Genomic DNA, 15882 nt, shown 5'->3' on the forward strand with positions numbered 1-15882 from the left:
AACGTGCGTTTTTATATAAAACTCTTTCATTTATGAAAACAAAACTAATTTTCTTCCTTCCATTGTTATGGATATTAATAGGATGCGATGATTCAGATTCTGCAACATTAAATATATCAGAATCAAAGTTTGATAACATCAGCGCAAGCGGTGAATCATTAACGATAGATATTACATGTAGTTCTTCATGGACTGTAACAAGTAATAAACAATGGTGTATTCCTAATACACAAAAAGGAGAAAACGATGGAAAGTTAATCCTGACTGTCAACGCTAACTTGGAATCCAGTCCCAGAACCGCAACTATCACTATTATAAGTCACAAAGTTAACAAAACGGTTCAAATCATTCAAAAAGGCTCTACCAATACAGCAGAAGAATACCATTATGAACTCCCTGTAATCTTCCATGTATTATATAAAGAAAAAAATGATCCGCTTCAATACGTTAGCCAAAGCCGTTTAAACAATATACTCAATACAGTAAACAGCTTATATAAAGATGCAACTAAAAGTGTAGACATGAATCTGACTTTTACACTTGCAACTAAAAATCCGAATAATGAGGTTCTACCCACTCCAGGTGTAGAATATAAAGAATGGCCAGATAACTATCCCATTGACTGTGAAGTTTTCATGAATGATAATTCGGGCAAGTATGTTGATTTTTTATGGGATCCTAACCAATATATCAACATTATGATATATAATTTTGCGTCAGATCCCAACTCTAATTCAACTATATTGGGAATATCTCATCTTCCTTTTTCCACCATCAATAATAACTTTTTGGAAGGACTTAATTCTACACAATACACTCACCTAGAAAAGAATAATCTGAAGTTTCCTTATTGTGTATCCGTCAACAGTTTATTTATTAATGAACCATCTGGCACTAAATATTCTGAAGCCGATATCAGAGTAACCTTAGCTCACGAGTTAGGTCACTATCTGGGCTTACGCCATGTGTTCTCTGAAGAAGAATCTGGTGGTTTATTAGATGAATGTAAAGACACCGATTATTGCAAAGACACTCCTTCTTATAATAAGATAGAATATGATAATTGGCTCAATGAACTGCCAGGAACTAGTTATGAATTAGAATATTTATGCCAAAGAAGTAACTGCCAAGATACTAAATTTATATCTAAAAATATTATGGATTACTCCTACAGTTATTCAAACCAATTCACTCAAAATCAACGTGAACGTATCAGACATGTCTTATCCTATAGTCCTCTGATACCTGGACCGAAAAAAGGAGACATTGATACCCGAGCACTTAATGAAAGTCCCTTGGATTTACCAATACGCACTATAAAATAACAAATTGAGTATAATTGAAAAGAGGTGAACCACTTAGCGATTCACCTCTTTTTCTATCCTCAATATCTTATCCAATGTCTTTTGAGCTTCTGTTGATGGAAAACGCAAAATAACTTTCTGCAAAGAGTTACGCGCTTTCTCATACCGGGTAGTGAACAACTTCGATAATCCATCCCGGTAACGGGCATACTGCATTTTAGTGGGAGAAGAAAGTTTCTTATAATCCGTCTCCAGCTTTCTCTTCTCCTGTTCCGCTGTCAAATAATAATAGTTACCTAAAAAGATATTAGCCGCCAGATTATCCGCCTCAAGTTGCAGTATTTTTTCGTACATACGCAAAGCATCTTTTTCCTGCCCGCGACATACCTGCATTTCCGCGCAAGCTTCCAAACAATCTACATTATTAGGAGTCTTTTGCAGTAATTCCTTGTAAAATAAATAGGCTTTATCGTAATTCCGATTCTTTTTATAGGCAAGCGCTAATTCTGTAGCCAGTTTGGAGCTAATTTCACTGTTCTTGTCTACATTCGTCCAATAATACATTTCCGTACGGTCTATATTCAGAGCGATAGTCTGCCGGAAATAGCTCACAGCCTGCCCATTCTGCCCTGCCTCAATGGCAGCAGACACTTTTTGTAACATCTCATCAACCGACTGCGCATTCAGCACCAGCGGCAATGAAAATAAAGAGATAAGAAAAATAGTTAAGGTCCTCATAATCCATCTGATTGCTATTTAGTTCGTGACACACAAAGATACAATAAAAAAATAAAAAATGTACCTTTGTTCGCGAAAAGAACAATCAATTTGATAAAAGTGTTTTTATACAATGACAGATAAAAAAAAATCCTCCGTAAACAGACGAATATTACAGATAGCCATCCCATCGATTATATCGAATATTACCGTTCCGCTACTGGGACTTATCGATGTCACGATCGTAGGACATCTCGGTTCTCCGGCGTACATTGGAGCCATTGCAGTAGGAGGAATGTTATTCAATATTATCTACTGGATTTTTGGATTCCTGCGCATGGGGACAAGTGGAATGACTTCACAAGCGTACGGCCAGCATAATTTAAACGAAATCACCCGGTTACTACTACGTTCCGTTGGAGTAGGATTGTTTATAGCACTTTGCCTATTGATACTCCAATATCCTATCCTGAAACTGGCATTTACACTGATACAAACCACACCGGAAGTCGAGCAATTGGCAACGACTTATTTCTATATCTGTATTTGGGGAGCCCCAGCCACATTAGGACTTTATGGATTCGCCGGCTGGTTTATCGGGATGCAGAATTCACGCTTTCCCATGTATATCGCTATTACTCAAAACATTGTCAACATTGTGGCCAGTCTATGTTTTGTCTACTTATTGGATATGAAAGTGGCAGGAGTGGCAACAGGGACTTTAATTGCTCAATATGCAGGTTTCTTCATGGCTATTCTGCTATATATGCGCTATTACAGTGCACTTAAAAAGCGGATTGTATGGAAAGAGATCATACAGAAACAAGCCATGTACCGTTTCTTTCAAGTTAACCGGGACATATTCTTCCGTACCCTCTGTCTTGTTATAGTCACTATGTTTTTTACTTCTGCAGGAGCCGCCCAAGGAGAAATCGTATTAGCTGTAAACACCTTGCTCATGCAGTTATTTACTTTGTTTTCGTACATTATGGACGGATTTGCTTATGCTGGTGAAGCACTGGCCGGTCGTTACATAGGTGCTAAAAATCAAATAGGCTTGCGTAACACAGTACATCAACTTTTCTATTGGGGATTCGGTCTTTCACTGGTATTCACAATTCTCTATGCAACTGGCGGAAAAGAATTCCTGGGATTACTAACCAATGACACTTCAGTAATCAGTGCTTCAGACACTTATTTTTACTGGGCACTGATTATTCCGTTAGCCGGTTTCTCCGCTTTCCTATGGGATGGCATTTTTATCGGTGCCACTGCTACCCGGCAGATGCTTTACTCCATGTTAGTCGCTTCTGCCAGCTTTTTTGGGGTCTATTACGCTTTCCATCCACTTTTAGGAAATCATGCTCTATGGTTGGCTTTTCTCATTTATCTTTCACTGCGAGGAATTGTACAAACCCTTTTGGGAAGGCAAATAATGAAAAAAGTAATCGCATCCCAGTGAGGCTATCCGATAAATTATCTCTATATTTGCGGCAAACAATAAAAAGCAAAAGGTATGGCAAAGTATAAAAGAATCTTACTAAAGCTTAGTGGAGAGAGCTTAATGGGCGAAAAGCAATACGGCATTGACGAAAAAAGACTGGCAGAATATGCTGAACAAATCAAAGAGATCCACCAGCAAGGGGTACAGATTGGTATCGTTATCGGAGGAGGCAATATATTTCGCGGACTAAGCGGAGCCAATAAAGGTTTTGACCGTGTGAAGGGTGACCAAATGGGAATGTTGGCTACCGTTATCAACAGTCTCGCTCTAAGTTCTGCTCTTGTGGCTACCGGCGTAAAGGCACGTGTGTTGACAGCAGTACGGATGGAACCTATCGGCGAATTCTACAGTAAATGGAAAGCTATCGAATGTATGGAGAACGGCGAAGTGGTCATTATGTCCGCTGGAACGGGAAATCCTTTCTTTACTACTGACACCGGTTCTTCACTTAGAGGTATAGAAATCGAAGCAGACGTTATGCTGAAAGGTACTCGTGTAGATGGTATTTACACAGCTGATCCCGAAAAAGATCCTACCGCTACCAAATTCGACGATATTACATACGATGAAGTACTGAAACGTGGTCTGAAAGTCATGGATTTGACAGCGACTTGTATGTGCAAAGAAAACAATCTGCCAATCGTCGTATTTGATATGGACACAGTAGGCAACCTAAAGAAAGTTATCAGTGGAGAAGAGATAGGTACGTTAGTACATAACTAATTCTAAAATACACTGTACTAAATCCCGTACACGTAATAGCAAACTTCAACTATTATGTGTACGAGATTAATATAACAAACATGCAAGGATTAAATTATTATATCGTTTTCCTATACTGCATAGGGCTCATTCCAAAATATTTAGTGAATGCGCGGCTAAAATTAGATTTTTCCTGATAACCGCAATCAAAAGCGATTTCGGCAATAGTCTTGTCAGTATGTTTCATCTCATTTACAGCATAATCCATTCTTGTCTTTATAATAAAGTTATAAGGGGTTATGCCCATTAACGCTTTTGTCTTTCGCGCTAATTGCGAAGAACTCATACAGAGTTCTGAAGAAAGAATTTCCAGATTAAAATCTGGATCTGCCATATTTTCCCATATTATTTCCGTCATCTTTTGCACAAATGGATTGATGTATTTTCCCTCATAATCGTTGCTTACACTGTCCTGCTGTCCTTTCAGAGTTGCATACTTCTCCCACCATTTTCTTCTGTTGGATAAAATATTGCTAACACGTGCTTTAAGTATAGGAGCACTGAAAGGCTTGGTGATATAATCATCTACTCCCACATAAAAACTCTTCAATATCTGCCGCTCTTCATTTAGAGCAGTCAATAAAATGACTGGAATATGATTAATACGTTCATCACTCTTTATTTTCTCCAAAAGTTCTGTTCCATCCATTTCTGGCATCATTACATCACTAATAATTATATCTGGGATATATTCTAATGCTTTCTCCATTCCGTCCATTCCATTTACTGCCTCAATAATTCTGAACTCCGGAATCAATATAGACTTTATAAATAAACGCATATCACTATCATCTTCCACCACCAAAATGAGACCGCCATCACTGCATCTCGATGATTCTTCCTGAACGTCCACCGCTTTCTCTACCTCAATTCCCTCTACAGATGGAACCACTTCTTCAGTCTTTCCGGAAGAAACGAAACTTGAATTAGATATTGGAAGCAAAACGGTAAAGGTAGAGCCCTTATCCTGCTCGCTATCCACATAAATATGACCACCCAACAGATGTATCAATTCTTTAGTCATATTCAGACCAAGCCCTGTTCCACCTCTATTTTTTATTCTCTTCTCGTTGATCTGATAGAAGATCGTAAAAAGTTTCTCCAAAGACTCTGCCGGTATCCCTACTCCATCATCAACCACTTTAATGGATACATACATTTTCCCTTTCTCTTGGGCTTGATCCAAAATAACAGAGATATGCCCTCCCTCATCCGTATAATTAAAAGCATTCGACAGTAAATTGTACAATATCTTATCCACCTTATCCTTATCAAAGTCTATCACCAGTTTATCAAACGATGAACTGAAAGAATAAGTCACATTCCTTTGTTCAGCATGGAATTTGAATATTTCAAAGACCTCCTTAAGAAAAGGAATAATATCTTGAGTAACAAGTTGAACCGACAACTTATTGGCTTCTATCTTCCTAAAGTCTAGCAACTGATTGATTAAACGCATCAGACGACTGGCATTCCGGTGCATGACTTCCAACAAGGATTTGTCATTCCGGTCCTTCACCTTGACCATAATATGTTCCAAAGGACCCAATATCAAGGTAAGACTTGTTCGGAACTCATGGGATATATTGGCAAACAGTTGCAGTTTCAATTCATCCGCCTCATGCTGCCGCTTCGCTTCCAGACGTTCCAGCTCAATCTTTGCTTTGATCTTTTCTCTGTTCACAAAGTAATAGAGAATGAAAATAAAGAAACCGACAAACAACGAAAAATAAATAAGGTATGCCCACCACGTTTTCCACAAAGGAGGTAAAATAACCACCTTAATCTCCGCTCCTTCTTCATTCCATACTCCGTCATTGTTAGCCGCCTTCACTTTGAATACATAATTTCCCGGCGGAAGATTTGTATAAGTAGCGTATCTTTTATCAGACTTTGTATAAATCCACTGATTATCAAACCCCTCCAACTTGTAAGCATATTGGTTTTTCCCCGGTGAGAGATAGTTCAAAGCTACAAACTGAAAAGAGAACATAGACTGCCAATGCTTCAACACGATTTTCCGTGTCTGTTCCACAGGAAGTTTCAATACCGAATTATCGCCAGGGACAACAGATTGATTAAATATCTGAAAATCTGTGATATAAACGGCAGGCACTATTGTATTTTTCTTAATTGAATCGGGATTAAAACTATTAAAGCCGTTGATTCCTCCAAAAAGTATTTCCCCGTCTCTACCTTTGGAAAAGACTCCTTGGTTAAACTCATTACTTTGCAAACCATCATTTTCGTTGAACACACGGAATGTATGTAACAAGTAGTTGAACTGTATCACACCAATAGTAGAACTAATCCACAGATTGTTTGACTCATCTTCTACAATACCCATTACCACATCTCCCACTACCTCACCCGGGCGAGTTATCAAAGAAAAGGAACTGTCCGCTCTGTTAAAACGATGCAAGCCACCCTTCGTTCCAATCCACAACGTCTTATTCTTATCTTCGTGAATGGAAGTAATGACATTATCACTAATTGATTTATTGTCTTCAGGATTTACCTCATAGTTAGCAACTAACGTACCATCTAAGCCATAATGCTTCAGCCCCCCCTCTGTCCCCAGCCAAAGTTCCCCATAGCTGTCGCGAACAATAACAGTCACTTTTTCTTCCGGATAAATCAAATTCTTGCTCTGGAACAACGGGGTAAACACTTTGGTCTGCGGATTGTAGTTTAGCGCTCCTATTTCTGTTCCTATCCATATAGATCCGTCAACATCTTCATAAAAGGCATTGACAGATCTAAAAGGAACACAATTCTTCCATGGAGACTGCATTGTTATCTCTTCATAACTCTTCTCTATTAAATCATATTTACCTATTTTGTTATGACTATAGCCAAACCACAAATTCCCCTTACTGTCTTCAAACATTACGATTTTCCAAATTTTCTCATATCGAAGATTTGTGTAGTCCACAGCCTTTACTTCATTTGTTTTTTCATTAAAACTTATCAATTTGTTCCGTCCTTTGACTAGGATTTGTCCGCTTTTATCTTTCAAAATAGAGAAAATATATCCGTCTTTCGATTCTTCATCCCAATCTTTGATGTTATATGTATTAAACTTCATCATCAATGGATTATAGAAGTGTATACCATTCCATGTCCCAACCCACATGGAACCAGATCGATCTCGATATGCACAAGTCACGCTGTTCGTCAAAAGATTCCAATCACCTTTTCCTGCAACAATATGCCTGAACTCTTGTTTCTTTCTTTCAAAAATGGAGATTCCACCGCCCTGTGTAGTTATCCACATATCCCCATTAGTATCTTCTACAATGCCCGTCACTGTTTCATGACTCAGGCTTTTGGAATCTCCATTGATATGAGTGTATTGTTTCCACTCTTTTGTCTCAGGATTTATACAAAAGAGTCCGCTATGATCCGTCCCAATCCATACATTACCGTAGCGATCATGATATTGGCATGTCAAATGCCTGCATGGCACATCTTCCGAGATGTTCGGAGAATTCATATAGTACGTAAACATCTTTGTCTTCGGGTCAAAACGATTCAATCCGCCTCCCCAAGTCGTAATCCATATACAACCGTCACGGGCTATCGCAATGGAAGTAGTGGCATTATGTGAAAGGCTGTTGCTGTTATTAGGATCCGACTCATAGCAAGAAAAGTCGCCTGTATCCGGGTTTAGACAGACAAAACCTTTCCGGTCCACAGCTATCCAAAACAAACCGTCTTTATCTTCTACTATTCCGGATATATCTCCAGCACCCAAAACTTTTGAATCTTCCAAGACACATGTGTAATTTGTAAACTTCTCCACCTCTGGATTGAACTTACTGACGATGCCGTTCAATAGACCCACCCAAAGATTGCCATGACTGTCTTCATACAAACAACGTATATTATTGCCGCCAATGCTAGTCTTGTCGAAAGGATTCCGTTTATATATCTTAAAGTCGTAACCGTCAAAACGGTTTAGTCCGTCAGTTGTCCCAATCCAAATATATCCTCTTCTATCCTGCAAGATATCGGTAATATAACTGTTTGAAAGACCGTTGGAAATGGTTAAATGTTTGAATTTCAGAGGTTGATTCTGAGCATACGGATATAAACAGAAAGCCAACATAAAGAAATAGACAAAAGTCCGTTTTGAACGAAATTCAGTCTTCACCAGACAGAACAGACAAATCAATATATCTATAAGGTTAACTCTCATAATTAAATCACTTCTTCGATACAAATATACATATAAAAAACAAATAGCCATCTGTCCGATGATTTTTATTTAGGAGAGTATCAGAAGTCCTTTTTTAGTTCTTTCAATTAAGCTGAAAAGTCCACACACCTTCACGCCACCCACCGGTAATCTTCTTCATAGATGATTGATTTACCAAAATCGTTCCCCTCGCTTTACAGCTTTCTGAAGTGCTTTCGTATTATCTACGACACTCGCGTCAGGCGAGAAGCCATAAGCAACCGCATCGACGGATTCCTCCGTAGATACAGAAACGCCCAATGGCAGTCCCCAAACAAAGCGACGAAGAATATTATCCTTTTAAGTATTCTCATTGGAAATAAGTTTTATTAGTCATTAATCGAAGATATCAATTGCTACAAACAGGATATAACATCCTCCTTGAGATCAGTTTCTATTTCAATTCTTTTTAAAATTTCATCAAACACCCTTTCTCGCGCAGCTTCAGCATCCTCCAACACTTCGAAAGAGACCGGCATTTCTAAGATCTCTTTGTCCGAAACCATAAACAATGCATCTATATCATATTTATTCGGAGGTATATTCTTATCCATATTTACCATGAGTCTAATTCTTTCCAATGTTTTCCCTTTAGCTATAAAGAGTACACAAACATAAATACTCCTATAGCCTTTTGGAAAGAATTAACATAAAGCAATGAGTTCTTTTCCTCCACTGACAGATTTACAATTATTGCAGTCCGATAAAATTCGTAAAGGCATATAAATGATTCCCGAGGCACTGCAAAATTGCATTTCGGGATCTTTTTTCAAGAACAAGATCATCTGTTAAAAAAAATAACTCTAGAGGGGTTATCAATCCCCTTCACTTTTCACCATCTCTTTCACTTTGCCTAAGAATGCTATATCATTATAGCTAATGGGGATATGTTCCAACTACCTAAATAAAATGCTATGGTGGGTTAACTTAACTCATCCTTTCTGTTTTTATCAACGAAATTTTGCTATTGACCATTAATTTTCCACAGAATATTCAAATGCACCTATATCCCAATTAGAGGGATCTCTTTTCTTTCCATTATAATCTGTATCAAACAGCAATTCTTCACTGCCAAGCAGTGTGATGGGGACAGCTCTATTTATTGCAGGAGAAGAAACCTGCAAATTAAAGTTATACTCACTACCATTTACAAACAAAGGATCTTGGTTAAGTATATCATTACTGGTCAGATTGCTCTCTGTAAAACTATTAACTCCCCCGGAATTGCCCGGTTTAAAATAGCAATAGAGATTATGACTGATATCATGCGGAGCAGCCACTTCGTGCCATATTGAAAATCTTTGTTTATTTGCTTCATTGAAAAAGAGATTGTTTTTAATCACTAAGTTTTCATTTTCCTCATTTTTGCTGTAATTAGCGATCTCTCCACCAAACCCACTAGTGGTGTTGGTGTTATAAAAGGTATTATTAACAATATAAATATTCGTAAACTTCCCGTTTTGAACATTTTGAAATACAAATCCGGACAGTTTACTATTTACTATCACATTATTATAATAATATATGTTATCAGCATGTCCACCTAGTTCGCCCGCGACAGCAAGCCCTCCCGTATTAATCGCCTTATTACCAAATACTCTTATATTACTAGATTCTCTACTTCCGGCATCCACATAAATAGCCAACGGAACTATATCATGAATATAATTATACGATATTTTCCCATCATACGAACTACCCTTGGTATCAATACCTTCCCCTCCGGCAGCTCCATCCACTGTAGAACCATATACTTCATTATGACTTATCTCAAATTGATTCGTCCTTGCCAAGGTGATGCATTCTTGACTTCCATTCCCATTCGAATCACGTTCATGTTCCTGACATGCTTTCTCCACATTATTATTTGTGATAGTCATATTGGAGGCATTTGCCACATACATTCCGGACGCTCGAGTGTTATAAGTAGAACATTTATTAATAATAATGTTATCACAATAATTCTCTACACTAAAGCCATACCATCTCGAATTTATCACTTTTAGACCTTCTATCTTTATATATTTTGCCTTGTCTATTTTAAAAACACTGGTGAAACGCTCTGATACGCCATTATGTTCGTCATCAATAATAACCTTTCCTTCATTTTTTGCAACAAAAAGAGTAGGAGCTACCTGATTACCGCTACAACGTGCGCCTATCGTCACCTGCTCATGATAAGTTCCATCCAAGATGACTACAGTATCTCCACCGGCAATCGTATTGGCCGCTTTTTGAATTGTGCGCCAAGGAGTCGATTCATTCTTTGCTTTATCATCGGAATAATTGTCGTTTCCCGTTAATGACACATAATAAGTTTTAGAATTTTGAAACGAAGGGTCTTGGGGTTGAGCACCTGAAGTTTCCTCTTTGATAATCTCTTTACTATCATCAGAAGTACAACTGCTCGTTAATAACAAGCAAACAAAAGTAAGTAATAGTATTTTATTCATCTTATTTTAAATAAAAAAAACAATACAAACCCAAACTATAACACCCATATACTTTTATACTTATTTCCATCCCCCCGAACCTATTCTTTCAACTTGTAATAGCAAAACAAAGGCCATGTATGAGGATGTGAACAATACCCTTGCACCACATGCCGATAATCGGGATATGAAACCCAGAACGCATAAAGCCCCTCCCGGTAAATCGTAGAGTTTATCTCATCAGGGGCCGTCCAGTGTCCGACCCAATAGTGAGGATAGTTTTTGGCATAGTTATCGAAAGAAAACCGGCGAAACAAGCGCCAGGCTTCTTCTTTATCAAAAGTAGCCACCCCCAGCAGAAACGGATATTCCAATGAATACCAAATGCCACAGTCTTCGCCACCTTCAATGTTCCAAAGCGGACGCTCACGGTTTCGCACTCCTATTTTCTCAGGTTCCAGAATCCGTTGTTTTATATAGGAATATAGCACCTGTTTACGTTCCGCTGGCAAAGACGGGATTTGCAGCAAATAGGATTGCGGTTCAAGACATACGTTATCGACTCCAAAATGGAGCTCGGACGCAAGATAAGCGCGTGCCGAGAAAAGACGGTCCCCAAAATCATTCATATAATCCGCTTCCAACTGGAGGCGATACTCCTCCAACACCCGGACGAACGCAAGCGCATCTTCCCGCAACGACTTTCTCAGACAATCTATGAATTTAGGAAAGACAGCTAATGCCATGGCACTGTTGAGATGTGATTCTGCCGACCATTCATATCTGTTGGGTGAATAACGATGTAGAAAGCTATCAGCCCAATCAGAATTAAGCAGACGAATCAACCCAGTAGGACCCGTCCGTATCTCATCCCTGAGATAAACAAAATACTTTTGCAGCAAGGAAAAGACTTTCTCCTTCACGCCACATTCAGCAGGGTAGATTTCAATTTCTTCCTCCAAGAAAGCATAATCAGTCGTTATGCGGAGATACTCCGCCACTGTATTCAGCATATACAACTGCTCGTCACTTTCCTTATAAATACCCGGTACCGTATAACCGAATCCAGAATTCCCCCTCTTAATCTCACCGTCACGCTCGGAATGCTTCATGACATATCGGATGCATGATTTAGCCAATGAAGGATTGTAATAGATTGCGCCCAAGGCTGCCTGCAGGTGGTCGCGATTGGCTATGTTATCACCAAAATGATAAGAATAGACCGAGCCTTGGGGAATGAATGTTTCATGATAGTATTCACTATATTTGGCCGACGCCTCCACCGCATGGGCATTCCACAACAACTCCCGACGAAGCACTTCATCTTTTTCTTGCGTGAGGTCGGGCAGACGTGTCCTCCACAATGCGGCGAAAGCTCCCGCACGGTTTGTCTCGTCAGCATCCCGCAAAAAGTTTTCTACCTGACGCCCGACGGAACCGTACTCTTTTTCATCAAACAGCCCGATTACAATTTGCAAGGTTCTGCTCTCACCGGGAGCCAATGACAGATAGCATACAGACTCCAGTTCATTGCTTCCATATCCTCGCACAGATGAGTCAATATTCTCCTCACCTTTGACATGCATAAATACCGATGGAGGATTTATATCGTACATGTAGTGCTGGCATTCTGTTTCAGGTAACACCAAAAAGCGATTGGCACAAGCTCCTATCCGAGCTACGGCATTATCGCCATCTTGTCCTACCTCAAATTTTACAGGATAGCGCATAGGGCGCTCGCAAGGTGAATGAAGTTGCATGTTCATGCTCACATAATTCACGGGCATGCTCTCGGCATACTTCACCGCCAAGGTCTTCTGACCTCTATTATGCAAAGTAACCGAAATGAGGAAAGAAGGCGTTCCCTCATTGATATTCTCGGAGGGGCGTACTGAAAGGAGACGGGTGCAGGACACTCCTTCATCCAACTCATAATCGTAACGAGCAAACCCTACTCCAAAGAGGCGTTTTACTCGCTTGGAATCCGATGCAATGGAATTCACTCCTACAAGCTCCGTCTGTTGGCTCTTCTTTCCATGAGTGAGTATCACATAAGCCTCATTACTGCCATAGTTTGGCTGCCCCTCATTGAAGTTAATACGCGCCCAGACTCTCTGCGCCGTCATGAACTGAAAGATACCACTGACATGGGTAAACAGCCCCAACCGATAGTTGCCCAACAAGAAGTAAGGATCCGCAGGCAGATTCGATTCGTTGCCTTCATTGTCGAGTGCCTGAAAAGGCAAATCTCCCAGATATCGGTAGGCGGGAAATCCCTGAATTGTGGAAGTCCATTCTCCAATCTGCTGACCTTTCATTGAAGAAAAGGATAAAAAAGATATAAGAACTAATATCAGACAATGTCTCATTTGTTTTTCCATGGATTAAATGTGCGAACCCTCTTTAAACAATACCATCGGCTCATCTATGCGCCCTCCTGTCATTGCTCAAAAGCCCCTCGATCTCTTCCCGCTCCTTTTGGACGTTTCTTTCCTTGATGATCCGTAGGCTGCGCCACGTCGTCCGTACCGGAATGCAAAGCCGGACTTCCTTTTTTCAGTTTAAAATCTCCGATGGAGAGATTTATATGAGGATTTACAAAACGAGGATCAGCAACAATGTCGTGTTCTCCTTTAAAAACATTCTGGTCTACAGGATAAATATTATAGTCCCAACGAATGTCTGTGTTCTTATTATTAGAGGTCACTTTTCCACCGGGACGGGGAACGATGATATTATTTAGAATTACAATGTCATGTGAACGATTAGGAAACAGTTCCTGATAATCTACTGAGGTACCGTTCCAATACGTTGTATTGTTGATAATATCTACATGAGAAGTACGGAAAGTGTGTATACCCGATCCCCCGTTATAGGCACTTACATTGTTGGCTATCAAGGAGCGATTCTTCCAGATGGGTCTTGAAGTTTTTTTATCGGATACCGTTCGTTGTGTTCCAGACTGAGAAGTTTGCTCCACCACAGCGTCAGCATTGGGATTGGTGGCTCCTTGCCCGTTTTGATCGGTTACGTCGAGTAGAATTCCATTGCCATCACTCAATTTTCCTGTTCTTCCCCAAGGAACAAAGCATTTATTATTCCACACCAAGTTACGTTGGATGATAACATGATAACCGGGTGCATCGTCGAAAGCCCAGTTATTAAGAAAAGTAATTCCCGAACCAGCATACCGCATGAACCACGCATTGTCAAAAACCTTACAGTCCTCAATTGTTACATAATCTGTTTCAATAGCGGTAATTCCACCACCACACTTAGCTACTGTACAATTACGTATAATGACATGATGCGGTTTATCATTTGGACAGTTGTTACGCCCATTGACGAATATTCCGTTTGTATTGAAAACAGCACTTGGGGTGGGCTTTTGCGCATCTGCCAAAGCATGTATAAGAGCGATAGAATCATTCTTACCTATCACGGTAAGTCCTTCAAGTATGTGATATGAGGCTTCTACCGTGATACCTCCCCAACCGACTGGATGTATTTCAGGGGTATGACCTGGTATAGCTTGCCAAGTTATCCAAGCATCGGGTCTTCCCGATTTCTTTATCAACAGTACGGAACTGCCGTTCGAGTCATCTTTGTCGGTGTATATGCCATTGCCAATGCGTACTACATCGCCAGGTTGTACCAAAGTTGCTGCCTTCTGCAAGGTGCGAAAAGCTGTTTTTTCTGTTTTTCCGTCGTTGGTATCGCTACCGACACCGGTTACGTACCATACCTGCGCCTGTACAAAAGTAATTGTCAGGGTAAAAAGAACGATAAGAGTTAGAATTCGTTTCATTTTAATATTCATTTTAATATTTAGAACTATATAAGAGTTATTAAATCATCACCCCACTGTACAGTATACAAATTTGTGTCTACCTTTCAACTTGGTGTTTTATCCGTTATTTTAAAAGAGTAGTTTATCCAGATTTGCCTATATGTTTTTTTATTTTATTTACTATTATCTAAGAAATGACAGAATAGGAAAGAAGGGGTTGTGTCAAAATGCTGGCACAACCCCCATCCTAAGATGATGCTTAAGGTGATTATCTATGCCTACATGAACAATATCTATTCTTGCCGTAAAATAGAGAAGCTTCTTCTTCGTGACATTCATTATATCTGGCTTTCCGGTAATGAGCATCCGGATTTTATCACGATCAACCGTTTTCGTAACCGTGTAAAGGAGGAGATAAATCATGTATTCACCCAGTTGGTTCTTGTTCTTGCCGACAAAGGTTTCATCAGTCTTGACGTGGAGTATATCGACGGCACTAAGATTGAGTCCAAAGCCAACAAATATACTTTTGTCTGGCGCAAGAGTGTTGAAAAGCACCGTGCGAAGTTGCTGGACAAGATTCGCATCCTTTTGAAACAGGTGGATGAAACTATCGCACAAGAGAACTCGGTAAAAGACACCTCAGTTGAATTTACTCCCGCCATGCTTCTCTGATATAGTGAATGAACTTAAAGAAGCCCTAGAACGCCAGCCTGCAACAAAGGATAAGGAGCAGAAGAAAGCCCTTCGTGAAAAGAAGAAACAACTCAGGGAACTTGAAGGGTATCGTGACAAGCTTATGGAATACAACAGTCACCTTGATACCCTTGGAGAACGTAACTCCTATTCCAAGACCGATCCTGATGCCACATTCATGCGCATGAAAGAAGACGCCATGAAGAACGGGCAGACCAAGCCCGGATATAATTTGCAAATAGGTACTGAAAACCAATTTATTATAGACTTCATTTACATTTGCAGTATTAAATATCACAATAAAATATAAGTGTATATTTGAAAAGAAGAGTTGCAGTGAACTAACTTTGACACTAGTCTTAAATGACTATAGGCTGAATCAGACTGCAACTCTCTTAATAGGAGAACCTGGCCAGTTAGAATTGTAGGTTCACGAC

The 15882-nt window shown here is 39.6% G+C and carries 9 protein-coding genes and 1 pseudogene; 4 read left to right on the top strand and 6 right to left on the bottom strand.

Translation table 11 applies throughout. The features are described from left to right. Positions 1-32: 32 nt before the first annotated feature. The gene (locus GD631_RS00425) at positions 33-1325 is read left to right on the top strand and encodes a zinc-dependent metalloproteinase lipoprotein (protein WP_143257700.1); all 1293 of its coding nucleotides are present in this window, start codon (positions 33-35) and stop codon (positions 1323-1325) included. A gap of 33 nt (positions 1326-1358) precedes the next feature. Here the strand turns inward: GD631_RS00425 and GD631_RS00430 are convergent, their stop codons facing one another. Then, on the bottom strand, positions 1359-2042 hold the full coding sequence (locus GD631_RS00430; RefSeq protein WP_143257699.1) for a tetratricopeptide repeat protein: 684 nt from the start codon (positions 2040-2042) through the stop codon (positions 1359-1361). A 112-nt stretch (positions 2043-2154) separates the two neighbouring features. On the opposite strand from GD631_RS00430, the gene GD631_RS00435 reads away from it, so the two are divergent. Further along, a complete protein-coding gene (locus tag GD631_RS00435) occupies positions 2155-3483 on the top strand; it encodes an MATE family efflux transporter (protein ID WP_143257698.1) in 1329 nt (442 codons plus the stop codon). A gap of 54 nt (positions 3484-3537) precedes the next feature. Then, on the top strand, positions 3538-4248 hold the full coding sequence (gene pyrH / locus GD631_RS00440) for a UMP kinase (protein WP_004299207.1): 711 nt from the start codon (positions 3538-3540) through the stop codon (positions 4246-4248). Between the two features lie 97 nt (positions 4249-4345). On the opposite strand, the gene GD631_RS00445 is transcribed toward pyrH, so the two are convergent. The 5 genes from GD631_RS00445 to GD631_RS00465 form a co-directional block, all read right to left on the bottom strand. Beyond that, entirely contained in the window at positions 4346-8488 is a 4143-nt protein-coding gene (locus GD631_RS00445) for a hybrid sensor histidine kinase/response regulator transcription factor (RefSeq protein WP_185911542.1), read from the bottom strand. Between the two features lie 395 nt (positions 8489-8883). Beyond that, positions 8884-9081: a hypothetical protein gene (locus GD631_RS00450; RefSeq protein ID WP_143257696.1), complete on the bottom strand. Its 198-nt coding sequence runs from the start codon at positions 9079-9081 to the stop codon at positions 8884-8886. A gap of 420 nt (positions 9082-9501) precedes the next feature. Next, positions 9502-10980 (bottom strand): right-handed parallel beta-helix repeat-containing protein, encoded by a 1479-nt coding sequence (locus tag GD631_RS00455; RefSeq protein ID WP_143257695.1) that lies wholly within the window; start codon positions 10978-10980, stop codon positions 9502-9504. Positions 10981-11060: 80 nt separating this feature from the next. After that, the gene (locus GD631_RS00460; RefSeq protein WP_143257694.1) at positions 11061-13277 is read right to left on the bottom strand and encodes a glucosidase family protein; all 2217 of its coding nucleotides are present in this window, start codon (positions 13275-13277) and stop codon (positions 11061-11063) included. Between the two features lie 122 nt (positions 13278-13399). Further along, complete coding sequence (locus GD631_RS00465) at positions 13400-14767, bottom strand: choice-of-anchor Q domain-containing protein (protein ID WP_143257693.1); 1368 nt, start codon at positions 14765-14767, stop codon at positions 13400-13402. Positions 14768-14992: 225 nt separating this feature from the next. On the opposite strand from GD631_RS00465, the pseudogene GD631_RS00470 reads away from it, so the two are divergent. Then, positions 14993-15716, top strand: a pseudogene (locus GD631_RS00470) (transposase); the annotation flags it as partial. Between the last annotated feature and the right edge of the window lie 166 nt (positions 15717-15882).

The sequence above is a fragment of the Bacteroides luhongzhouii genome (assembly GCF_009193295.2).
Lineage (GTDB): Bacteria > Bacteroidota > Bacteroidia > Bacteroidales > Bacteroidaceae > Bacteroides > Bacteroides luhongzhouii.